Here is a 22,485-nt window from a genome sequence, read left to right as displayed (position 1 = left end):
GCGAGTGTACAAAGGTTCAACAGATTGCTTCATTTCGTTCGCAAGACAAAAAGATTGGGAGCGGAAGGCGGATTAAGCTGCCCAAAATAAAATTAAAGATTCTGAGATTCAAAGATTTAAAATTTTCAAAGAAGTATTGTGATTTTCAAAGAAATTGTTTACTTTTGCACCTCGAATAATTATAAAAATTTATAAACAATGTTTGCAATTGTAGAAATAGCAGGGCTTCAATACAAAGTTGAGCAAAACCAAAAGTTGTTTGTGAACCGTTTGAAAGGAGATAAAGGAGCAAAAGTTTCTTTTGATAAAGTTCTTCTTACTGTGAACGGTGCAGTAACTGTAGGTGCCCCGGCTGTAAGCGGTATCACCGTAGATGTAGAAATTCTTGACCATGTTCAGGCTGACAAAGTAATCGTTTTCAAAAAGAAAAGAAGAAAAGGTTATGCTAAGAAAAATGGTCACAGACAGCAATTAACTCAAATTCTTGTAACTGGTATTACTGGATTTGACGGTGCGAAAAAAGAGGCTAAAAAAGCTGCTCCTAAGAAAGCTGCTAAAGCTGAAGTAACAGAAACCAGCGAATCTGCTGAATAATTTTTAATCCAAAAAAGCTTAAAATAAAATGGCACACAAGAAAGGAGTCGGTAGTTCCAAAAACGGTAGAGAATCTCACTCTAAAAGACTAGGTGTTAAGATTTTCGGAGGTCAAGAAGCTATTGCCGGTAACATCATCATCAGACAAAGAGGTACGCAACACCACCCAGGTGAAAACGTTGGTATGGGTAAAGACCACACTTTGTTTGCATTGGTAGACGGTAAAGTAGTTTTCAGAAAGAAAGCAAACAACAGATCTTTCGTTTCTGTTGAACCAAACGCATAATCAACAGCGTTTTATAAAAATAAAAGATCCCGGCTTTTCAGTCGGGATTTTTTTTACGATTATGTTCCTCTTTTACATTAACTCTAATTGTTCTTCTGTGAACTCCATATTGTGGAATACGTTCTGAACATCATCATCTTCTTCAAAGCGCTCCAGCATCTTCATATTGGCCTTGAACTGGTCGTCGCTCATTCCTTTGGTATTGTTCGGAATTCTTTGTAATTCGGCACTTTTTGCTTCGATTCCAAGTCCGTCTAATTTATGAGACATAGAACCGAAATCTTCGAATGCTGTTGTAATCATAACTTCATTTTCGTCCTGGTCGATTTCTTCTGCGCCACCATCAATCATTTCCATTTCGAAATCATCCCAATCGGATTTGATCTGAGCTTTATCGATTGTGAAAATACCTTTTCTATCAAAGATAAAAGCTAATTCACCATTCTTACCAAGATTTCCATCGAACTTATTAAAAATCGCTCTGACATTAGCTACAGTTCTTGTTGGATTATTAGTCGTACATTCTACAAAGAAAGCAACTCCGCCTTGTCCGTAGCCTTCATAAGTGATTTCCTCATAGTTTTCCGCATCTGCACCGCTTGCCTTTTTTATTGCTCTTTCGACATTGTCTTTTGGCATATTGGCACCTTTAGCATTCTGAATGCATCTTCGCAATGCTGGATTGGATTCCGGATCAGTTCCGCCGGCTTTTACTGCCAAGGCAATATCCTTTCCTATTTTTGAAAATGTTTTGGCCATTTTATCCCATCTGGCCATTTTTGAAGCTTTTCTATATTCGAATGCTCTTCCCATTTTTTGTGATTATTTATTTGTGCAAAAATACTGAATTATAGAAATAAAAAAAATACCTCCAATTACTTGGAGGCATTTTTATTTAGAAATAATGTTTAATTATTTTCTTTTTTTAGTTGATTTTTTAGCTGGAGCTTTTTTCACAACTTTTTTCTCAACTACTGGAAGATCTGATTTTTGAAGAGCGTCCCAAGCTGCACCATTCACAGCTTCAACAACAACTTTTCTATCAGCTTGTCTTTCAGCATCAGAAGCTGTAGCAGGAACTTTAGCATCTCTCTTACCAACTCCAACTGATTTCAATTGGTTAGCATTTACTCCTTGTGCTTCAAGAGCTTTAACAACAGAAGCTGCTCTTTCTCTAGATAATTTCAAGTTGTAAGCTTCAGAACCTTTAGCATCCGTGTGACCAGTTACTAAGAATGTAGCCTCTTTAGCACCTTTAAGGATTTCTGCAGCTTGATTAATTTTACCAGCAGATTCTGGTCTTAATGTAGCTTTGTTGAAATCGAATAAGATATTTTGAAGAGCTCCAGTCGCTTCAGTAGCATAAGCTGCTGCTGGCTTAGGACATCCTTGATATTCTGGAAGTCCAGGAACTGTAGGACAAGCATCATCTTTATCTAGTACACCATCACCATCTGTATCTGGCCAAGGGCAACCTTTGTTTTCTGCTGGACCAGGAACGTCAACACAAGCATCATCTTTGTCTAGTACACCATCACCATCTGTATCTGGCCAAGGACAACCATTGTTTTCTTTTGGACCAGCTACGTCTGGACATTGATCATCGATATCTGGAATACCGTCTCCATCTGTATCAGGACATCCTTGGAACTCAGGTAAACCTGGCGTATCAGGACATCTGTCATCTTTATCTGGAATTCCGTCTTTATCTCTGTCAGTATTACCAAATCTGAACAACAATGAAGCGGAAGCTTGCCAGAAGTTGGCAACATTCGACTTATCAACTGGCGTAGTAACATAATCTCCTTGAACACCAAGACCGAAGTTCTTAGTTACCCAGAAGTTAATACCCGCACCTGTACTAACAGTAAAGTGGTTTGCTTTTCCTGTTAAATCACCATCATCATTATAAGCTGCATAATAATCGCCATATTTTGGATCAGCAGTTCTAGGGAAAGTAAGCCCTGTATAGTCGTGTCTCAAATAGTTAGCACCAACTCTCAAATACGGATCAAACCAAGATTCTTCATCCCAAAGAAGACCAGCTGCTTTAAATTGAATACCAAGCCCGGTCATCAGGAAAAATTCTTTATCCATTCCGAATCTCTTGTTATCTACATTCCCAACGGTAGTTTGCCAGTCAAGAACTAAACCTTTACCAAGGCTTCTCGCAACAGTTAATTTAGATAGAGGTGGTGTAATTGAATATTTGGACACTCCAAATAAATTGTCTTTAAAATTGTTGAATGAGAACGTATTGCTAAAATTGTTTCTTTGAGCAACGTGATTCACTCCATGAGCACCTACTCCTATTACCCACTTATTGGTAGTAGTTTGTGCGAAAACAGTAGAGGCAACAGTAAGCGCCAATGCTGAAATTCCTAATTTTAGATTTTTCATAGAATTAAATGATTAAATAATTGATAATGCAAAATAAATATAATTTTTCTTTATAAACAAAGTTTTTTTAGTTTTTCTTTAACAATCGCTGAATGTTGACTTTATTTTCTCTGTCTTTTATTGCCTCTCTTTTATCATACAGTTTTTTTCCTCTAGCAAGGGAAATTAGCAATTTTGCTTTCCCATTATTATTGATATATAACTTCAATGGGATTATAGTATTCCCAACATCCTTTAACTTTTTTTTAAGTTTTTGCAATTCGTAATTATGCAGTAGCAACTTCCGTTCCCTTTTTGTTTTATGGTTGTAAAAAGTTCCTAATTTATATTCATCAATCATCATATTAATGATATACAATTCATCTTCAATAAACTGGCAAAAGCTTTCTGTAATGGATGCTTTGGAAGAACGGAGCGATTTTATTTCTGTTCCCGTCAATACAATTCCGGCTTCATATTCTTCCAGAATCTCATATTCGAAACGGGCGCGCTTGTTAAAAATATTAACAGATTTTTCGATTTTAACTTTCATATGTTAATGCTTGGTGACACTTCACTATCCCAACTTATTTTCGTATTTTTGCTGGCAAATTTACAAAACTATATGTTAACAGTATCTAATTTATCATTACAGTTCGGAAAGAGAGTTCTCTTTGACGAAGTTAATATAAAATTCACGAAAGGAAATTGTTATGGGATAATCGGTGCCAACGGTGCCGGGAAATCTACATTTCTTAAAATATTAAGCGGAAAGCAGGAATCCACATCCGGTAACGTTTCTTTGGAGCCGGGAAAAAGAATGTCTGTTCTGGAGCAGGATCACTTCGCTTATGATAACTTCACCGTATTAGAAACCGTTCTTAGAGGAAACAAAAGGCTTTTCGAAATCAAAGAAGAAATGGATGCGCTTTATGCTAAAGAAGACTTTTCTGATGAGGATGGAATCAAAGCAGGAGAATTAGGCGTTATCTATGACGAAATGGGCGGCTGGAACTCCGAAGCTGATGCGCAAACAATGCTTTCTAACGTTGGAATCAAAGATGACATGCATTACCAAATGATGTCGGAACTGGAAAATAAGGACAAAGTAAGAGTTTTGCTAGCTCAGGCATTGTTCGGTAACCCTGACGTTCTAATTCTGGATGAGCCTACCAATGACCTGGATATCTCAACAATTGCCTGGTTGGAAGATTTCCTAGCAGATTATGAAAATACCGTAATTGTAGTATCTCACGACCGTCACTTCTTAGATGCCGTTTGTACACACATTGGAGACTTAGATTATTCAAAATTAAACCTATACACAGGTAACTACTCCTTCTGGTATCAGGCGTCTCAGTTAGCAACAAGACAAAGAGCTCAGGCTAACAAAAAAGCAGAAGAAAAGAAAAAAGAATTACAGGACTTCATCGCACGGTTCAGTTCCAACGTAGCGAAGGCTAAACAGGCAACTGCACGTAAAAAGATGATTGACAAACTGAACATCGATGATATCAAACCTTCTTCAAGACGTTATCCGGCCATTATTTTCGATATCGAAAGAGAAGTTGGCGACCAGATTCTGGATGTGAAAGGTCTTGAAAAAACAAAAGACGGTGAATTGTTGTTCTCAAACATCGACCTAAACCTTAAAAAGGGGGATAAAGTAGCTGTTATCTCCAGAAATTCATTGGCTATTACAGAGTTTTTCCAAATCATTTCCGGAACAACTGAAGCGGACAAAGGAACTTATAATTGGGGTGTAACCACCAACCAATCTTATATGCCTTTGGACAACACAGATTACTTCCAGGATGATGTTAACCTGGTAGACTGGCTGAGACAATTCACAAAGAATGATGAGGAAAGACACGAAGAGTTTATGCGCGGTTTCTTGGGAAGAATGCTGTTCTCCGGAGACGAGGCTCTAAAATCTTGTAAAGTACTTTCCGGTGGTGAGAAAATGCGTTGTATGTTCAGTAGAATGATGCTTCAGAAAGCTAATGTTCTTCTTTTGGATGAGCCAACCAATCACCTGGATTTGGAAAGTATTACAACCTTGAACAACTCTTTGAATAACTTCAAAGGTAACATCCTGTTATCTTCTCATGACCACGAATTGTTGGAAACTGTCTGTAACAGAATCATCGAGTTGACGCCGAAAGGAATCATAGACAGAGATATGACTTACGACGAATATCTTGGAGACAAAAAAATCAAAGAATTACAGGATCAGATGTATTCTTAATCCTGATTGGAAAAATAAATTTCATATAGGCATCTCAAATTTTGGGATGCTTTTTTATTTTTATACAGCCGATGCTTTGTTGGACTGAAACGATGCTTTGTTGAATTGAATCTGCGTTTTGTTCGATTGAAACCATTCTTTGTCCGATCGATACCGACCTTTGTTTTCCCAGAACGATGCTTTGTTGGATTGAAACGAACCTTTGTTTTTTTTGAACGATGCCTTGTTTGGTTGACACGACCTCTAGTTGGGTTGAGACTTTGGCTGCATTGAAATTAATGAGAGAAAAAATATTAAAATAAATTAAAAACATAGTGAAGCATTTTTTTAATTTTAATAAAATATATCAACCTTATGAATTCATTAAAATATCTTCTCTTGATTCTGCTAATTCCGTTTCTGGGAATGTCACAGAACAAAGATTCCCGTTATCAGCCAAAGCCCTACGTGCAGCTCAAACATCCGGAATGGAGCAAAAATGCAACAATTTACGAAGTTAATATCCGACAATATACCAAAGAAGGTACTTTCAAAGCATTTGAAAAACATCTGCCACGACTCAAAAAAATGGGTGTTGATATTCTTTGGTTGATGCCGATTCATCCCATTGGAGAAGTACATAGAAAAGGAAAATTAGGAAGTTATTATTCAGTAAAAGATTTCAAAGGGGTTAATCCTGATTTTGGAACTTTGAGCGATCTGAAAAGTTTGGTTGACAAAATCCATTCGATGGGAATGTACGTCATTATCGATTGGGTAGGAAATCATTCTGCCTGGGACAATCCTTTAGCAAAAGAACATCCGGACTGGTACACAAAATCGAGAGAAGGAAACTTCCAACCGACACCTTGGTACGATTGGGATGATGTCATCGATTTCGATTATAACAATCCGGACTTCCGGGAATATATGACTGACGCTCTTAAATATTGGGTGAAAGAAGCTAACATCGATGGTTACAGATGTGATGTTGCGGGTTTTATTCCGGTTGATTTTTGGGAAAATGCAAGAGAAGAGCTTGACCAGATCAAACCTGTTTTTATGCTGGCCGAATGGGAATCCCGCGATCTTTACAGAAAATCATTTGACATGACCTATTCCTGGTCGCTTTGGGACAAACTAAAACTGGCGACAACTGGCGGAAAGGGCGCCAATGCTTTATACGAATATATGGCGCACGATGTTGGGAGCTTCCCTTACGATTCTTACCGAATGTTGTTCACAGATAATCACGATAAAAATTCCTGGGAAGGCAATCAGTTTTCTAATTTCGGAAAAGGCCTGGAAACGGCAATGGCTCTTTGCGGAACTGCCAACGGAATGCCTTTGGTTTATAGCGGACAAGAAGCAGGATTGAACAGAAGTCTTGCGTTTTTTGAGAAAGATGAAATCGTTTGGAAAGACCACAAATTCTATGGTATGTACCAGAAATTATTTGATCTGAAACATAATAATCAAGCGCTCTGGAATGGAAAATGGGGTGGAGAAATGATCCGGGTAACCAACAACCAGATGAATGATGTATTATCTTTTTACAGAGAGAAGAACGACGATGCAGTTTTATCTATTTTCAATTTTTCCGATAAAAGTCTCCCCACTTCTGTTGATACCAAATATTATTACGGACAATATAGAGAATTATTTACCGGAAAGATTTTTAATATTAATTCTGACAAAACGGTTATTAATCTGAAACCTTGGGAATATCTGGTTTTGGTTAAGAATTAATTCAATTTAATTATATAAAAAAACATTCAGCTTCGTTTATACGAGGCTGTTTTTGTCTGCGTAATTGAGTTTAAAGAAAATAAAAGTCATAATGGAAAATGCCAGAAGCGAACTTCCACCGTAACTGAAAAATGGCAACGGAATCCCAACAGTTGGAAAAAGTCCCATAACCATTCCAAGATTTATGGCAAAGTGAATCAATAATATGGATGCAAAACAATAGCCGAAAACACGGTTGAAGGTGGATTTTTGCTGTTCCGCCAGATAATAGATCCTTCCGATAAAAATGGCATAACAAAGTATAAGCATTGTACTACCAAGAAAACCCCATTCTTCACCAACAGTACAAAAGATATAATCGGTTTCCTGTTCGGGAACAAATTTGCCTTGTGTCACAGAGCCTTGCTTATAGCCTTTTCCCGTAAGTCCACCTGAACCTATTGCTGTTTTTGAGTAGAGCAAATTATATCCCGATGTATCACGAAATGCTTTTTCACCTTTGTATAAAACTTCAACTCTCTCACGTTGATGCTTTGGCAACTTTGTTAATATATAAGGTGAGCCGTAAGATAGCGCGCTCAGAACACCAACTGTAAGAACAATTGCGATGATGTACATCACATTTCCCTGTATAGAATAGAAATTAAGGAAAACAAAAATGGCGGCTATAATTAGAATTGCAATTACGACATATAACGGATTAACAGCAATTGAAACCAAAAAAACGGCTGCAAAAATAAATATTACACCGAATAACCAACCGGAAAGTCCTTCTCTGTAAAGTGCCATTAAAAATGCAAAAAATACAAGAAGAGAACCAACGTCGGGAATCATCAAAACAACAACTCCGGGAATGGCAACAATTGCCAAGGAGGTATAAAGAACCTTTCTGTTCTTGAGATTAAAATCAGGGTTCGAGACATAATTTGCCAGCATAAGAGCGGTTCCGATTTTTGCAAATTCTACCGGTTGCATTGTAAATCCTCCGAACTTGTACCAGTTTTTCTGTCCCAGGATTTCCGTTCCAAAAGGAAAAAGCCCGACCAGTAATAAAACGCCTCCAACATAGATAATCGCTGACATATTCTCGAAAAACTTTGTTCGCATGAAGAATATAATCAATCCGACAAAGCATGAGATCCCGAAGAAAATCATTTGTTTCTTTCCTAGACCTGCATCAACACTATTGATGTTAACTATTGCGAAAACACATAAAAGGATGTAAAGTCCAATCCCTAATTTATCTATACCTTCTGCCCACTTCATCTTGTACCGGATTTTAAAGGTTTAACTTTTGAGCTGTCTTTTTTCAGTTTTTTTTCATTAATTGCCTGCAGGCTGTCTTTGATTCTCTTGAGTTTCACAGAATCTACGGGAGGTTCTTTGTACCAGCCTTTTCTTTTCATATCGGCAATATACTGACGTTTATACTCCGGCATAAAACTGGAGGTAATCATTTTCTTGTAAAGGTGTTCTCTCTTCAGTTCTCCTGTGATATATTTTTCAGCAATCGTTGTACAAGCCGGACCAGCCCAGGTTGCACCAAATCCTGCGTGTTCCATAACGGCAGCTACAACAATCTTTGGTTTATCTGCCGGCGCAATTAAAACAAAAATAGAGTTATCCTTTCCTTGCGGAACCTGCGCTGTTCCTGTTTTGGCCAATTGAGTGAAATCTTTGGACATCAGCCCACGCCCTGTTCCTCTCAGCATTACGGCTTCCATACCCTGAATTACAACATTATAAAACTGAGGGTTCTGAACCAATGTATAATGCTTTTTCTTGAATCTTGGGTCGGGATTTGGTTTTCCGTCAATCGATTTGACAATATGAGGCGTATAATACCAGCCTTTGTTAGCAATAGCAGCCACAAAGTTGGCCATTTGAATTGGAGTAAGCAATACATCGCCCTGCCCCATTCCGTTGAATATTGCTCCCGTTGCTAATGGATCCCAGTTTTTAGGATCTTTTTTAGAACCGCTGGCTTTATAGATGTGTGCCATTCTTTTCTCATAGAATTCTCCGGATGGAATTCTACCTTTTGCACCGACCGCTAAGTCATTATTTAAAAATTCTCCAACGCCGAAGCTATTAAGGATCTTTTTCCATTCATCAACGCCTTTCGATGGATTTCCCGGGTATTTATTAATGATATTAAGGTAAGCATAACTAAAATAACAGTTGCTAGAAACCTGAATTGACGGAATCAATGGGTCTGCGCCACCATGACCTTTGATTCTTAGACCTCTATAATTAAAACCACCTCCACAAGGAAAAACCGTTTTGTCTGTCATTACACCCATTTGCATAGCGGCAAGCGCAGTCAGCAATTTGAATGTGGATCCAGGAGGATAAGCCGCCTGAACAGAACGGTCAAACGTTGGTTTGTTTTCGTATATTGTATCGTTAGCCAACCGATAGAGATTTCTGGATTTATTTGGTCCTGTAAAAAGATTCGGATCGATGTCGGGGCCGGTTGCCATTGTTAGAATCTCGCCATTATTAGGATCAATTGCCACGATTGCTCCATGTTTGTTTACGAGCATTTCTTCGGCCATTCTTTGCAGATCGTAATCGATGGTTAAAGTCAAATCTTTTCCTGTAACCACTTCTTTATCAAGTTCTCCGTTTTTATATGAGCCGATGCTTCTTTGGCGAATATCTTTCTGGATATATTTCATCCCCTTTTCACCCCGGAGTTCTTTTTCGTAAGCTTTTTCTATTCCACTTTTTCCAGCAATATCTCCGGGTAGATAATACAGTGAGTCCTTCTTGATATCACTATCATTAACCTGATTGGTATAGCCTAAAAGATTTCCAGAAGTGTTGATTTCATATTGTCTTTGCGGACGGGGAACAATACTAAAAGCAGGGTATTTGAATATCAATTCCTGAATTCTCGCCATATCCTCACGACTCAGATTCTTCATAAAAGTCATTGGTGTCAATCGGGAATAATATTTCTCTTTCTCAATATTTTTCATCGTTTTGATGAATTCCGGTTTTGAGATGTTAACGAGCTTACAGAATCCAAGCGTATCAAAATCCGGTTTTAATAGTGCCGCTGTGTAAGAAATCTCAAATGCCGGCTGGTTACCTACAAGAATTTTTCCGTTCCTGTCAAAAATAACACCTCTTGGCGGAATGACATATTCGATTTTAATGGAAGTATTGGCTGCATTAAGCGCATATCTGTCTGTAAATAATTGCAAATACGACAACCTTGCAATAAATATTAGTGCAATGACAGAAAGGGCGAGAATAATTCTGAGATATTGTGATTTCATATGTACCTTTCTATTTTTTTAAGAGGACATATGCAACCTCCATGTCAAAGAAAATTTGGATTGTTTTTTTATACACATTTTTCGGTTTCAGACTTTTTGCTTGATTTTAAATGCTAATGTATAGGCTAATATAAATACGAACGAAATTATACTGGTTACTATTACATTAAATAAAATTTCAAAGAACCTGTTGAATTTAAAAAATTCGATGAACTGTACCAAAAATTGGTGAATAAAAATACTCGTGATAATAAAAAATATGAACTGTGTCCATTGGATACTTTGGAAAGAGAAAAAATCCGTCGTTGTATCCGTAGATGTCCGGAATATAATTGTTCTAAAATACGCGATAACCGTTGTTGCAAAAGCATTAATCCCCCAGGTTCCTAAAAACGCATCCACACATAATCCTAATAGAAAACTCAATCCTAAAAACTGGAACTGATTTCGGAAAAACGGATAAAACATCACAAACACAGGATAAAGCACAGGAATGTATTGACCAAACAAAGCAATTCTGTTCAGAATGAAAACCTGAAAAGCTGTAAGCAATGCTATCAGAAGCAAGTCGGATGCAATGTTTCTACTGACCATCTTTTTTAATTTGAGCTTTTAAAGTATCATCTATTTTCTGAACTTCTGATTTTTTGAGATTTCTTACAACGTAAACCGTACTCAATTTTCCGATTTTTTCGCTTAACTCTACAGACACATCCCAGAATCCTGTTTTGCTATCAACCTGGTAACCGGCAACCGTACCAACCATAATTCCTGCCGGAAAAATGGATGATTTTCCATCGGTCACAACAGTATCGCCAACTTTTAGCGGAACATATTTAGGAATATCTGATAAGGTCATCGTTCTGGAATCATCACCTTTCCAGGATAACGTCCCGAAATAGCCGGACTTCTTAAGCGAAGCACTGATTTTGATTTTATTGGTACTCAAAACCGATTGTACCAAAGAATAATTATCCGTTGTATTAATGACGATTCCGGCAATTCCGCGAGGCGCAATAACACCCATTTTGGAACTAACGCCTTGCAAGCGTCCCCTATTGATTGTAAAGTAATTATCTTTTCTATTGATGCTATTGAAAACAACTTCACCATCAACAAAGGTATAAATCTGCCCACCTCCGATGGTATCATAAACTCTTCGGAAAACAGGTTTGTCCAACTTTTCCTTTCCGTAAAGTTCTTTCATCAAAGCTTTGTTCTGAGTAACAAGGTCTTCATTGATTTGTTTTAATTTCAGGTAAGATGTTCCTTCATCAATGTAACCTGAAACCCAGGAATTAAAGGCCGCAGTTTTTGCCGCCAGGAAACTTTGTTGCATAGAGTTCTTGCTGAATATCAGTACAATTGCCACCAATTGTAAGAATATAAAGAACACAAACAATGCATTCTTTGAAAAAAATCTCAGCAAAGCACCCATCTAAGTTATAAATGATAATTGAAAAATTATAAATGACATGTTATTTGACACTGTCAAACTTCATTCAAATTTTACAGATAATTGTATTATTTAATTAAGAAATTGAATTTATCCATATTCTTAAGAGCAATCCCTGTTCCTCTTACAACAGCTCTCAACGGGTCTTCTGCAACGAAAACAGGAAGTCCGGTTTTTCTGTGAAGTCTGTCTGCCAAACCTCTCAGAAGAGCACCACCCCCAGCAAGATAAATACCCGTTTTGTAAATATCGGCAGCCAGTTCCGGAGGCGTCAAAGATAAAGTTTCCATTACCGCATCCTCGATTCTTATAATCGATTTATCAAGCGCTTTGGCAATTTCTTTATAGTTGACCATAATTTCCTTCGGTTTTCCGGTAATCAAATCACGACCTTGTACAGGAATATCATCAATCGGAACATCCAATTCTTCAACTGCTGAACCAACTTCCAATTTGATTCTTTCCGCTGTTCTTTCGCCGATATATAAATTGTGATGCGTTCTTAAGTAATAAGCAATATCGTTTGTGAAAACATCCCCTGCGATTTTCACAGATTTGTCACAAACAATCCCGCCAAGTGCAACCACGGCAATTTCTGTTGTACCGCCACCTATATCGATAATCATATTACCTTCTGGTTTCTGAACATCAATCCCAACTCCTATTGCGGCCGCCATCGGCTCATAAATCAAACGAACTTCTTTCGCATTAACTTTCTGGGCAGAGTCTCTCACCGCTCTTTTCTCAACCTCAGTAATGCCGGACGGGATACAAATAACAATTCTTAATGCGGGTTGAAAAAGCTTCCCTTTGATACCAGGAATCTGTTTGATGAATTCCTTAATCATATGTTCGGAAGCGTGGAAATCGGCGATAACGCCATCCTTCAACGGGCGGATTGTTTTTATATCCTCGTGAGTTTTCCCCTGCATATGTTTTGCCTGTTCTCCAACAGCAATCGGTTTCCCGGAAGAGCGCTCTATCGCAACGATAGAAGGCTGATCTACAACAATTTTGTTGTTGTGTATAATTAGCGTATTCGCCGTACCTAAGTCAATCGCAATCTCCTGCGTGAACATATCCAATAAACCCATTTCCGTTCAATAATTGTTAAGTTTACAAAGATATAAATTTAGACTCATTCTATATATTCAATTCAAAATAATTTGGTTAAAATTTTATTAAAATTTGAAGCCGCAGGTTTATAAAAATTTATAAAAAACAGTCCAGAATATTTCCATCATATCAAAACTTCAACAACTTAATTACATCTTTGAAAATCTGTTGTTAATTTTGATAAAGTTTATAGATTTTGTCAATTTTTCAAAATGATATTCATAAACGCTCTTAGTTTTAAAAATTGTAAATTTGCCAACTGAAAATGAGCCAAAAAAATAAATTCCATCAAACTTCTGATTTTGCCGTTCTCAGCATCAGTTATGAAAAAGCTGATGCACAAACTCGTGGAAAATTTGCATTTTTTGATGAACACATCAAGTCGTTTGTCAACCAAATCCACGAGCAGGACTATGGTGACGCTTTTGTGGTTTCTACCTGTAACAGAACGGAGATTTATTCAACGACCAAAAATTACCTTCACATTGCAGAGCTATACTGCGATACGGTTGGTGTCAGCCTCTCAGATTTTTTACAATATGTGAATGTGATCCAGCGCGAAGATGCACTTTTCCACCTTTTCCGCGTTGCAGCAGGTCTGGAAAGTCAGATTATCGGTGATTTTGAGATCGTTTCCCAAATCAAAAATGCTTATCAGCGGTTCAAAAAATATAAGGACTTTTCTAATCCATATCTTGAGAGAGCAATTAACTCATCGATTCAAATATCCAAAAGAATCAAGAATGAAACCGGAATCAGTACAGGTTCGGCTTCTGTTTCCTACGCCGCCGTTCATTATATATTGAATAATACAAGGCATATTCACGAGAAGAATATTCTTCTTTTGGGTGTTGGAGAAATCGGACAAAATACAATTGAAAATCTCGTAAAACACATCTATCAGCCAAAAATCAAAATAGCCAACCGTTCTTTTGAAAAAGCTGAGAAAATTGCTGATAAATATAAAATCCCACAAATTGATTTCAATCTGTTTCCGGAAGAGCTGAAGCAAACTGACGTTCTGATTGTAGCAACAGGCGCGCAGAAATATATTATTGACGAAACCAATTTTCCAAAAGATAAAGAAATGCTGGTCATCGATTTATCGATTCCGAATAATGTTCAGAAGGAAATAGGTGAGCTGGAAAATGTAACCCTGATTGATGTTGACCAACTTTCGCAAACCATCAAACAAACGATGGAACAGCGAAAAAAAGAAATTCCGAAAGCCGAAAGCATTATCAAAGAAATGGCAAAGGAATTTGTAGATTGGGAAAAAAAGAGAAAACTGGCTCCGAATATCAATCAGTTCAAAAACTCTTTGAAACAGATTGAGGAACATGAAATGCACAACATCCATAAAAAATTCAATTATGCTAAAATTGAAGATATGGAATTATCTAACAAACTGGTGCAAAAACTAACCAATCGATTTGCAAAATACATCCTGGAAAATCCTTTGCGTGCGAACGAAGTCACTAAATTAATGGAGGAAATTCTGGATATTCATAAACAAGAATCTTATGAAAACAATAAGAATAGGAACGAGAAATAGTCCGCTTGCACTTTGGCAGGCTCACGAAGTTGAATCAAAACTTAAAGCATTGGGTTTTGAAACCGAGATTGTTCCTATCCTGAGTTCCGGAGACAAAAATCTTGACCAACCGCTCTATGCACTGGGAATTACCGGTGTTTTCACGAAAGATTTGGATATTGCCTTATTAAATAAAGAAATAGACATTGCGGTTCATTCTCTGAAAGATGTTCCTACCCAATTGCCACAAAACATTCGGATTTCTGCGGTTTTGGAAAGAGATTTCCCTGAAGATGTGTTGGTAAGAAATAATGATGCGGAACCTTTGGATTTGGAAGTTCTGAAAATCGCGACCAGCAGCTTGAGAAGACGGGCGTTCTGGCTGAAGGAATTTCCTGAAACCGAATTCACGGATATCAGAGGAAATGTTCAGACACGTTTGAAAAAACTGGACGACGGCATCGCCGATGCAACTATTTTTTCTTTGGCAGGAATCAAAAGAATGAATCTGGATATCCACTACGAACAGATTCCGTTCTTATTGCAAGCACCTTCGCAAGGGGTTGTTGCGATCGCAAGTTTGTCTGATAATAAAGAATTAAACGAATCTTTAAAATCGATTTCTCATAAAGAAACAGAAATCTGTGTAGCGATAGAAAGAGAATTTCTAAAAACGCTTGAAGGTGGTTGTACTGCTCCGATTGGCGCAAAAGCTGAAATGGTTGACGGACAAATCCGATTCCTGGGAAGACTTTGTTCCCTTGATGGGAAAAACTGCATCGAAACCGATGAAATTTTTGATTGGAACGATTCTGAAAACTTCGGAGAGAAAATTGCTTTGGAAGTTCTGAAAAATGGAGGCAAGGAATTGATGGATGAAATCCGAAAAAGCCTGTAAAATATTAAACCGCAAAGGGCACAAAAATTTTACACAATGTTCACAAATAGATTCATTTATTAAGTATTAATATTGTGTTCTTTGTGAAAAAACCTTGTGAGCTTTGTGTTAAAAATCCGCACAATGAAAATCCTTTTTACAAAATCATTGGACAAAGAAAAAGTTTCCGAGAAATTGGGAACAGATTTTTCGGTTGATTTTGTTGAAGTCATTCATACTGAAATTTTAAAAACTAAAACTTTCGGTTTAAAAAACAATTCGCTGATTTTTACAAGCGTGAATGGTGTTAAAGCCTTTTTTAAGAATGGTTTCGAACCTAATGAGAATTTTACAGTGCCAAAAAATTATAACAAAATCTACGTTGTCGGTTCGCAAACGAAAAAAGAATTGAGGAAACATAATTTCGGGGCTTTTAAACTTTGCAAGAATGCGAGTGAACTTTCGCAATTCATTGTTGAAAATTCTGTGAATGAAAAATTTCTGCATTTTTGCGGTAATATTGCGATTGATATTTTGGACAAAAGGCTTCCTCTGCAGAATATTTCTTACAAAAAACTCCCTGTTTATAAAACGGAACTACTTTACCCGAAAATCGATGAGAAATATCAGGCGATTGTTTTTTTCAGTCCGAGTGGAGTTCGTAGTTTTGCAAAGTTTAATAGTTTGGATGGCGTGAAGATTTTTTCGATTGGAAAAACAACGACTTCCGAATTGGAAAAGCTGACTGATAATAAAATAATTACAAGCTCGAAAAACACTTTAGCTGACTTATTGAATTTGATTTTAAAAGCTACTTCGACAGGCTCAGTATGACAATGCTGATTTGATTTGAAAGGCTAAAGCTGTATTTTGCGAAGCGCGCCCCGACTTGAACGGAGCTCTTTTTCTTTTTGTATAAAAAAAAAAGCGGGAGTGGAAGGCGGATAAAGGCGCCCAAAATAATATATAAAATGATTAAAAACGATCTATATTTAAAAGCGCTTCGCGGGGAAACCGTGGAAAGACCGCCAGTCTGGATGATGAGACAAGCAGGAAGATACTTGCCGGAATTCATCGCTTTGCGTGACAAATACGACTTTTTCACAAGATGTCAGACGCCGGAACTGGCTTCGGAAATCACGGTTCAGCCGATCAGAAGATTTCCTTTGGATGCCGCGATTTTGTTCTCCGACATTTTGGTGGTTCCGCAGGCAATGGGCATCGATTTCAAAATGAAAGAATCCGTTGGACCCTGGCTGGATGAACCTATCAGAACCGCCGAACAAGTTGATAACGTCATCGTTCCGGATGTAAATGATACTTTGGGTTATGTTTTTGATGCAATAGAAATGACTTTGGAAAAACTGAACAATGAGATTCCTCTGATTGGTTTTGCCGGTTCGCCTTGGACGATTTTCTGTTATTGCATAGAAGGCAGAGGTTCTAAGGATTTCAATATTGCGAAGTCTTTTTGTTTTCTACAACCAGAAGCGGCGCACAAACTCTTGCAAAAAATCACAGATACTACAATTGCTTATCTGAAAAGAAAAGTTGAAAAAGGTGTTTCTGCGGTTCAGGTTTTTGATTCTTGGGGCGGAATGCTTTCGCCTGCAGATTATCAGGAGTTTTCCTGGCAATATATCAATCAGATTGTTGAAGCGCTTGCTCCGTTAACTCACGTTGTAGTTTTCGGAAAAGGTTGTTGGTTTGCATTGGAAGATATGGCAAAATCTAAAGCTTCTGCTGTTGGTGTTGATTGGACAATCACTCCGGAATTAGCGAGACAATTCACGAATAACGCAGTGACTTTGCAAGGGAATTTTGATCCATCAAGATTACATTCTAAGCCTGAAACAATAAGAAAAATGGTTCACGAAATGATTAATCGTTTTGGGAAAGACAAATACATCGTCAACCTCGGACACGGGATTTTACCAAATATCCCTGTAGAAAATGCCGAAGCTTTTATAAAAGCGGTGGTTGAATGGAAAGCATAAACAAAAAAAGGAGCAATTGATTTGCTCCTTTTTTTATCTGGTTGTCGGCTGTTGCGACTTGTTCCAGACTGTGTCTTTTTTGGTTGTGGTTTTAGGCTGATTCCAATTATTATTGCTATTCTGCCCTGTTGTATCAATCGTTCTGTTCATACCATTGTTTGGCTGAGCAGTTTGCGGAGATTTTTTATTCATCTTTTTCTCCGATTTCGTTCTTGTTGTGTCTTGTTTTGGTGTTACTTGCGCCGTCAGAAGTACAGTTCCGAAAATCAACATAGCGCCTGCCATTAAATTTTTCATAATAATTATTTTAGTGTTGATTATCAAGACCAAACATCAAACCAAGATGATATTGAATTTAGAAATTATAAGATTTTTGGGAAAACTTTAGTATATTTTATTTTTCCAGTGCCTTTCTCATTTTTTCAACAAAAACATAAGTCGCAGGACAGATCAAAGTATTTTTGATTGTAAGATTATTGATTTGATAGATTTTCTTTCGATCTGTATGAGGATACTCCCGGCAGGCTTTTGGACGGACATCATAGATGGAACAAGTGTTGTCTCCATTCAGGAAAAAGCAAGGCAGATTCTGGAGCACTTTGTCATTATCTTCATCAATCCTAAGGAATTTTGACTCGAAATCGGCTTGCTTCATCCGCAGATGTTTTGAGATTCTTTCGATGTCTTTTTCTGTATAAAGCGGACCTGTGGTTTTACAGCAGTTAGCACAACTAAGGCAATCGATCTCTCCGAAAGTTTCTTCGTGTTTTTCTAAAACAACATAATCAAGGTTTTTAGGTGGCTTCTTTTTGAGCCCATCTAGAAACTTTTGGTGTTCCTTCTGTTTTTGCTGTGCTAGTTTTTTATAGAAATCAAGATCCATTTTGCAAAATTAGTAGTTTTCTCAGGAAAACACTAAATAATATATTCCGCCCCAAAGAACTGAGAATCCTAATACAAATAGAAATGAAGATTTTAAATCTTGCTTGTTTTTCTTTACAAAATGTTTATACAGTGTAATTGAAATAAATCCCAAAACAACTAAAGTCGGTAAAATAGTGAATGTGTACATCCTGATGCTTTTATCAAATATACAAAAAACTGACATTAATCTTATTTTCAAGCCGTTGCGAAATCCGTAAATTTGTAATTATGAATGATATTACAACGCGAGAAGATGTGGAATATCTGGTTAAAGAATTCTATGATCGGGTTATAAAAGACGACCTCATCGGATTTTTTTTCACAGATATTGCAAAGATTGAGCTCAACCATCATCTTCCAAAGATGTATAATTTTTGGGAAAGTATTCTTTTAGGAAACCCCGTTTATGAAGGTCAGCCGATGGCAAAACATTTTCCAATTAATGATATTGTTGCTATGGAAGAAAAACATTTTAACCGTTGGCTACAGGTTTGGGAAAAAACGATTCATGACAATTTTGAAGGTGAAAATGCTGAAAACGCCATTACAAGAGCACTCAATATTGCCAGAATTATGCATCTCAAAATGACCAATGCAAGAAATCATTAGTATTTATTTTTATTCGATTCAGTTTTCAGCTATTAGCTCTTTTACATTACCTGTTCTTTTCAGGAAACCCCAAGTCTGCATCTCACCTTGCAATGCGTGTTTCACACTTCGGAATAGCACAATATACATCAGCCAACGGTAGCCAAATCTCTGCGGAATGATGTAGAATAGATCCGTCCATTTTTGCCTTTGCATTACGAAAGCTACAAATGCCAACGAAGCATCTACCAAAAGAAATATCAGGTAATAAATAAAAATCTTGTACCCATTTCCCGATAAAACCCCAAAGAACATTATCAAATCAGCCAAAGGTGAAAATAATGGAATAATATATTGAAACAGTAAAATATTAGGCATTGCCCAAAGTCCAAGCCCTTTATATTTTGGGTTCAAAAACGTTTCCTTTTGTTTCCAAAACATTTGCATGATTCCATAAGTCCAGCGGAAACGCTGCTTCAGGAATTGCTTAACAGATTCCGGCGCTTCGGTTACAGCCACTGCACGGTTTTCATTCGCGATGTGATAACCTTTTTTCAAAATCCTGACTGTCAAATCGCAGTCTTCCGCCAATGTATCAGAAGAATAACCTCCAACCTCATTAATCACCGATCTTCTAAACGCACCGATCGCTCCCGGAATTACTGTGATTGCATTGATATTTGCGTAGGCCAGACGATCAAAATTCTGACTGGTTGTATATTCTATTGACTGCCATTTTGTGAGCCAGTTCACGCGGTTTCCCACTTTCACATTTCCTGCGACAGCAGCAATATTTTCTTTTTCCGTATCTAAAAATCTTGCGATGAGATATTTTACCGCATTCTTTTCAAGTTTTGTATCCGCATCTATGCAAACAACATATTCTGCATCTGTGTGAGAAATACCAAAATTAAGCGCGGTTGCCTTTCCGCCGTTCACCTTGGTCAGTATTTTTATTTTTTCGGTATCAGCAAATGATTCTTTTACTTTTTGCAAAGTATTATCACGGCTTCCATCATCCACAAACACGATATTGTAATCCGGATAAGTCTGGTGCAATAGGTTTTGTAATGATGAAACAATATTCACTTCCTCGTTATAAGCCGGAACAATGATCGAAACTTTGGGATAGTTTTTTTGTTCTGACAGATTATTAAGCTTTTTTTCCTTTTGATATTCCCGTATTGCCCAGTAGATCATCAGGATTAATCGGACAATTCCTAATCCGATAAAGATCATAAACAATGCGACCAGAAAATGACTAACCCCATAGATGACTGTTGCAAGCAATAGATTAAGCTGCATGATATAATAAGCCTTGGTTTTTGGAACAGCCGGCATCAATTCATTTTTACTTTTGTGAAGGATATTTGTAAGACTTGTAAAATGATAACCTTGTTTTTGCAGCATTGGTATCAGAACATTCAAAGCTTTTACGGTTTCTGCTCTCGTTTCTCCGCCTGCATCATGAAGTAAAATAATATTACCTCTTTCTTTTCTAATTCCATCCAAAACCCTTGCAATAATCTGATCGGCTTTTACACCGGGCTGCCAATCTTCCGGATCAATATTTTCCCCAATATCAAGATAGTTTTGTTGTCTCGCTAATGCCACAGGTATAATCTCTTCCGGAGTAGTCGGTTCGGAATCAGCATTATAAGGTGCACGGAACAGAATAGTACTGTGTCCCGTAATACATTCTATTAATAATCTTGTAAGCTTCAGTTCAAGCAGTGCGCGTTGTGGATCAACCTTCGCTATATTTTCATGGGTAAAGGTATGATTCCCGATTTCGTGGCCTTCACGATAAATCCGTTTTACCAAAGGCAGATTTTTCTCTGCGTTGATTCCTACCAGAAAAAAAGCAGCAGGAACGTGATATCTGGACAGTATATCCAAAATTTGAGGCGTATAAACATCGTCAGGACCATCGTCAAACGTTAACACCAATTCTTTTTGAGATGCCGCTCCGTATTTTTTGACTTCATAAGAACTTGGATAAGAAAGATAATTCTCATCGGTAATAATTTTCTCATTCTTATCAACCTCAAGAGCAATTTTTCCATTATGTGGCGTATTAAGAACATCCAAAACTTCTCCATCACCGATATAATCAACCATCGTCTGACCTTTTACGTTTTCGAGGTTTTTAATATTAAAATTACTCAAACTATTGGATGTCAGGTCTTTATTATAAAAATTCCAGATACGGCTGTCCTCACTTCCTAAACGCCAGAGTGCTGTCCCGGCAAGCGGGTATTCCGAAGTAAACCGCATTGTATTGAAAATAGATGCGGCATCATTGAAAAAAACTGTATGTGTATTGTTATTATTATCGTTATATGAATAATTGAGATTGAATGTATTGTCGTCAAAATTGATGGTTGCTTTGCTGGCATTGGCTTTGGTAATAGCCTGCATGTAAGTTACCGATGTATTCTGATCCGGATTACTGCTCCAGTCATATCCATAGGCTCCAAGTCCCAATATTATCTTTTGCGGATTGGTTTTATCTGCCATTTTATCTGTTTGCTGCTCAACCCATTTTTGAGAGGAGATAGGACCTGAGTCACTATCGGCAGAATATTCGTCATAAGCCATCAGTACAAAATAATCTACAAACGGATCCAGCTTTCTGATATTGTAATCATCATTATCTGTCATCACATCCATTGATACCAGAAGATTATTTTTTTTGAAAATCCTGGAAAGATCTGACATAAAATCTACAAGAACCTGATCATTATCCAGATTCAAGTCCTCAAAATCGATATTAATTCCTTTGAAATGGTATTTGAGACATTGATTTGCAACTTTATTAATCAATACCATTCTTTTTTGGGGATCATTCAGAACTTTTCCAATCCCTTCCGAATGAAACTCCTGATTGGAATTATTACTTAGAATCGGCATTACGGCAACACCGGTTCTTTTGATGACTTTAAAACCTTCCGGATCCACATTGGTTTTCAGGTCTCCTGTTTTGGAATCTATAAAAAACCACTCAGGAAATACCAGATTAAGATGCCTGATATTTCTCCGCAAAGACATCAGAGACTGCGGATCCCAGGCTACATAAAATGCAGAACGGATTCCTGCCGGAAACAAATTCCAGTCCCTGCTTTGATTCTTTATTTTTTCTGCCCGGGATTCTGCTATTTTTTCTTCATTTGTATGCATTTTTTTTGCATGAATGAAGTTTCGGAATCCTTTATATTCTTTAGAAATTTTATTTTCCTGAAGATACGGCTTACTGGCTGTCATTACAGCTTTATAGTCTTCGCGGAAAGGAAGTTTCGGATTTTTGTCCATCTTCATCATCAAGATCAAAGCCGAAAAAAGCAGAATAATTACGAAGATAATAACCCTGCTGCTCCATTTCACGCTTTTCCAGCGTTTTTTATTGTCTGTCTGGAATATTTGTTTTGCCTTTTCCACTTATAACTGATTAGAAAACTTATGCAAAGTTTT

Annotated in this window: 20 protein-coding genes; 9 read left to right on the top strand and 11 right to left on the bottom strand. The window is 37.3% G+C overall.

Annotated elements, in window-relative coordinates; translation table 11 throughout:
* The first annotated feature begins 198 nt into the window (after positions 1-198).
* The gene (gene rplU, locus AC5P2S_RS01625; protein WP_120211803.1) at positions 199-594 is read left to right on the top strand and encodes a 50S ribosomal protein L21; all 396 of its coding nucleotides are present in this window, start codon (positions 199-201) and stop codon (positions 592-594) included.
* Positions 595-622: 28 nt separating this feature from the next.
* The gene (gene rpmA, locus AC5P2S_RS01620; protein WP_007842221.1) at positions 623-880 is read left to right on the top strand and encodes a 50S ribosomal protein L27; all 258 of its coding nucleotides are present in this window, start codon (positions 623-625) and stop codon (positions 878-880) included.
* 72 nt (positions 881-952) lie between these two features.
* Here the strand turns inward: rpmA and AC5P2S_RS01615 are convergent, their stop codons facing one another.
* From AC5P2S_RS01615 to smpB, 3 genes are all read right to left on the bottom strand, one after another.
* On the bottom strand, positions 953-1,693 hold the full coding sequence (locus AC5P2S_RS01615) for a YebC/PmpR family DNA-binding transcriptional regulator (protein WP_494555994.1): 741 nt from the start codon (positions 1,691-1,693) through the stop codon (positions 953-955).
* 99 nt (positions 1,694-1,792) lie between these two features.
* Complete coding sequence (locus AC5P2S_RS01610) at positions 1,793-3,280, bottom strand: OmpA family protein (RefSeq protein WP_494555993.1); 1,488 nt, start codon at positions 3,278-3,280, stop codon at positions 1,793-1,795.
* Positions 3,281-3,347: 67 nt separating this feature from the next.
* Positions 3,348-3,812, bottom strand: coding sequence for an SsrA-binding protein SmpB (gene smpB / locus AC5P2S_RS01605; RefSeq protein WP_283415598.1), 465 nt, complete (start codon positions 3,810-3,812; stop codon positions 3,348-3,350).
* 72 nt (positions 3,813-3,884) lie between these two features.
* Between smpB and AC5P2S_RS01600 the strand changes: the two genes are divergently transcribed.
* A complete protein-coding gene (locus tag AC5P2S_RS01600; protein WP_494555992.1) occupies positions 3,885-5,507 on the top strand; it encodes an ABC-F family ATP-binding cassette domain-containing protein in 1,623 nt (540 codons plus the stop codon).
* 354 nt (positions 5,508-5,861) lie between these two features.
* The gene (locus AC5P2S_RS01595; RefSeq protein WP_494555991.1) at positions 5,862-7,235 is read left to right on the top strand and encodes an alpha-amylase family glycosyl hydrolase; all 1,374 of its coding nucleotides are present in this window, start codon (positions 5,862-5,864) and stop codon (positions 7,233-7,235) included.
* Positions 7,236-7,271: 36 nt separating this feature from the next.
* Here AC5P2S_RS01595 and rodA read toward each other — a convergent pair whose 3' ends face one another.
* From rodA to AC5P2S_RS01570, 5 genes are all read right to left on the bottom strand, one after another.
* Complete coding sequence (gene rodA / locus AC5P2S_RS01590; protein ID WP_494555990.1) at positions 7,272-8,501, bottom strand: rod shape-determining protein RodA; 1,230 nt, start codon at positions 8,499-8,501, stop codon at positions 7,272-7,274.
* Positions 8,498-10,522 carry a peptidoglycan D,D-transpeptidase FtsI family protein gene (locus tag AC5P2S_RS01585; RefSeq protein ID WP_494555989.1) on the bottom strand — a complete coding sequence of 675 codons (2,025 nt, stop codon included), beginning with the start codon at positions 10,520-10,522 and terminating at the stop codon, positions 8,498-8,500. The genes rodA and AC5P2S_RS01585 overlap by 4 nt, the downstream gene beginning before the upstream one ends.
* An 87-nt stretch (positions 10,523-10,609) precedes the next feature.
* Positions 10,610-11,116, bottom strand: coding sequence for a rod shape-determining protein MreD (locus tag AC5P2S_RS01580; RefSeq protein WP_283415603.1), 507 nt, complete (start codon positions 11,114-11,116; stop codon positions 10,610-10,612).
* A complete protein-coding gene (mreC, locus tag AC5P2S_RS01575) occupies positions 11,106-11,960 on the bottom strand; it encodes a rod shape-determining protein MreC (protein WP_283415604.1) in 855 nt (284 codons plus the stop codon). Before mreC ends, AC5P2S_RS01580 begins: the two co-directional genes overlap by 11 nt.
* A gap of 86 nt (positions 11,961-12,046) precedes the next feature.
* Entirely contained in the window at positions 12,047-13,072 is a 1,026-nt protein-coding gene (locus AC5P2S_RS01570) for a rod shape-determining protein (protein ID WP_072996932.1), read from the bottom strand.
* 287 nt (positions 13,073-13,359) lie between these two features.
* On the opposite strand from AC5P2S_RS01570, the gene hemA reads away from it, so the two are divergent.
* The 4 genes from hemA (at position 13,360) to hemE (ending at position 17,502) form a co-directional block, all read left to right on the top strand.
* On the top strand, positions 13,360-14,649 hold the full coding sequence (gene hemA, locus AC5P2S_RS01565) for a glutamyl-tRNA reductase (protein ID WP_283415605.1): 1,290 nt from the start codon (positions 13,360-13,362) through the stop codon (positions 14,647-14,649).
* Complete coding sequence (gene hemC, locus AC5P2S_RS01560) at positions 14,618-15,526, top strand: hydroxymethylbilane synthase (RefSeq protein ID WP_494555988.1); 909 nt, start codon at positions 14,618-14,620, stop codon at positions 15,524-15,526. Before hemA ends, hemC begins: the two co-directional genes overlap by 32 nt.
* Before the next feature lie 123 nt (positions 15,527-15,649).
* Positions 15,650-16,339 (top strand): uroporphyrinogen-III synthase, encoded by a 690-nt coding sequence (locus AC5P2S_RS01555; protein ID WP_494555987.1) that lies wholly within the window; start codon positions 15,650-15,652, stop codon positions 16,337-16,339.
* Between the two features lie 137 nt (positions 16,340-16,476).
* Positions 16,477-17,502 (top strand): uroporphyrinogen decarboxylase, encoded by a 1,026-nt coding sequence (gene hemE / locus AC5P2S_RS01550; protein ID WP_494555986.1) that lies wholly within the window; start codon positions 16,477-16,479, stop codon positions 17,500-17,502.
* Between the two features lie 33 nt (positions 17,503-17,535).
* On the opposite strand, the gene AC5P2S_RS01545 is transcribed toward hemE, so the two are convergent.
* Together AC5P2S_RS01545 and AC5P2S_RS01540 are read right to left on the bottom strand one after the other, a co-directional pair.
* Positions 17,536-17,799: a hypothetical protein gene (locus tag AC5P2S_RS01545; protein WP_283415609.1), complete on the bottom strand. Its 264-nt coding sequence runs from the start codon at positions 17,797-17,799 to the stop codon at positions 17,536-17,538.
* A gap of 97 nt (positions 17,800-17,896) precedes the next feature.
* Positions 17,897-18,385, bottom strand: a complete 489-nt coding sequence (locus AC5P2S_RS01540) for a YkgJ family cysteine cluster protein (RefSeq protein WP_494555985.1) — start codon at positions 18,383-18,385, stop codon at positions 17,897-17,899.
* A 269-nt stretch (positions 18,386-18,654) separates the two neighbouring features.
* Here AC5P2S_RS01540 and AC5P2S_RS01535 point away from each other — a divergent pair, with 269 nt between their 5' ends.
* Positions 18,655-19,035 (top strand): group III truncated hemoglobin, encoded by a 381-nt coding sequence (locus AC5P2S_RS01535; protein ID WP_283415611.1) that lies wholly within the window; start codon positions 18,655-18,657, stop codon positions 19,033-19,035.
* Positions 19,036-19,053: 18 nt separating this feature from the next.
* On the opposite strand, the gene AC5P2S_RS01530 is transcribed toward AC5P2S_RS01535, so the two are convergent.
* On the bottom strand, positions 19,054-22,452 hold the full coding sequence (locus AC5P2S_RS01530) for a trifunctional glycoside hydrolase family 18/polysaccharide deacetylase/glycosyltransferase family 2 protein (RefSeq protein ID WP_494555984.1): 3,399 nt from the start codon (positions 22,450-22,452) through the stop codon (positions 19,054-19,056).
* Between the last annotated feature and the right edge of the window lie 33 nt (positions 22,453-22,485).

Source organism: Epilithonimonas sp. 33E, assembly GCF_059372615.1.
This window is presented reverse-complemented; position numbering and strand designations above follow the sequence as displayed.

Bases quoted from the DNA above. Each gene is read 5' to 3' on its own strand.
- AC5P2S_RS01540 (WP_494555985.1), bottom strand. From the start codon at position 18,385: ATGGATCTTGATTTCTATAAAAAACTAGCACAGCAAAAACAGAAGGAA.
- AC5P2S_RS01580 (WP_283415603.1), bottom strand. From the start codon at position 11,116: ATGGTCAGTAGAAACATTGCATCCGACTTGCTTCTGATAGCATTGCTT.
- AC5P2S_RS01545 (WP_283415609.1), bottom strand. From the start codon at position 17,799: ATGAAAAATTTAATGGCAGGCGCTATGTTGATTTTCGGAACTGTACTT.
- hemE (WP_494555986.1), top strand. From the start codon at position 16,477: ATGATTAAAAACGATCTATATTTAAAAGCGCTTCGCGGGGAAACCGTG.
- AC5P2S_RS01585 (WP_494555989.1), bottom strand. From the start codon at position 10,522: ATGAAATCACAATATCTCAGAATTATTCTCGCCCTTTCTGTCATTGCA.
- AC5P2S_RS01610 (WP_494555993.1), bottom strand. From the start codon at position 3,280: ATGAAAAATCTAAAATTAGGAATTTCAGCATTGGCGCTTACTGTTGCC.
- AC5P2S_RS01555 (WP_494555987.1), top strand. From the start codon at position 15,650: ATGAAAATCCTTTTTACAAAATCATTGGACAAAGAAAAAGTTTCCGAG.
- AC5P2S_RS01600 (WP_494555992.1), top strand. From the start codon at position 3,885: ATGTTAACAGTATCTAATTTATCATTACAGTTCGGAAAGAGAGTTCTC.
- mreC (WP_283415604.1), bottom strand. From the start codon at position 11,960: ATGGGTGCTTTGCTGAGATTTTTTTCAAAGAATGCATTGTTTGTGTTC.
- hemC (WP_494555988.1), top strand. From the start codon at position 14,618: ATGAAAACAATAAGAATAGGAACGAGAAATAGTCCGCTTGCACTTTGG.
- hemA (WP_283415605.1), top strand. From the start codon at position 13,360: ATGAGCCAAAAAAATAAATTCCATCAAACTTCTGATTTTGCCGTTCTC.
- rodA (WP_494555990.1), bottom strand. From the start codon at position 8,501: ATGAAGTGGGCAGAAGGTATAGATAAATTAGGGATTGGACTTTACATC.
- AC5P2S_RS01535 (WP_283415611.1), top strand. From the start codon at position 18,655: ATGAATGATATTACAACGCGAGAAGATGTGGAATATCTGGTTAAAGAA.
- AC5P2S_RS01570 (WP_072996932.1), bottom strand. From the start codon at position 13,072: ATGGGTTTATTGGATATGTTCACGCAGGAGATTGCGATTGACTTAGGT.
- AC5P2S_RS01595 (WP_494555991.1), top strand. From the start codon at position 5,862: ATGAATTCATTAAAATATCTTCTCTTGATTCTGCTAATTCCGTTTCTG.
- smpB (WP_283415598.1), bottom strand. From the start codon at position 3,812: ATGAAAGTTAAAATCGAAAAATCTGTTAATATTTTTAACAAGCGCGCC.
- rpmA (WP_007842221.1), top strand. From the start codon at position 623: ATGGCACACAAGAAAGGAGTCGGTAGTTCCAAAAACGGTAGAGAATCT.
- rplU (WP_120211803.1), top strand. From the start codon at position 199: ATGTTTGCAATTGTAGAAATAGCAGGGCTTCAATACAAAGTTGAGCAA.
- AC5P2S_RS01615 (WP_494555994.1), bottom strand. From the start codon at position 1,693: ATGGGAAGAGCATTCGAATATAGAAAAGCTTCAAAAATGGCCAGATGG.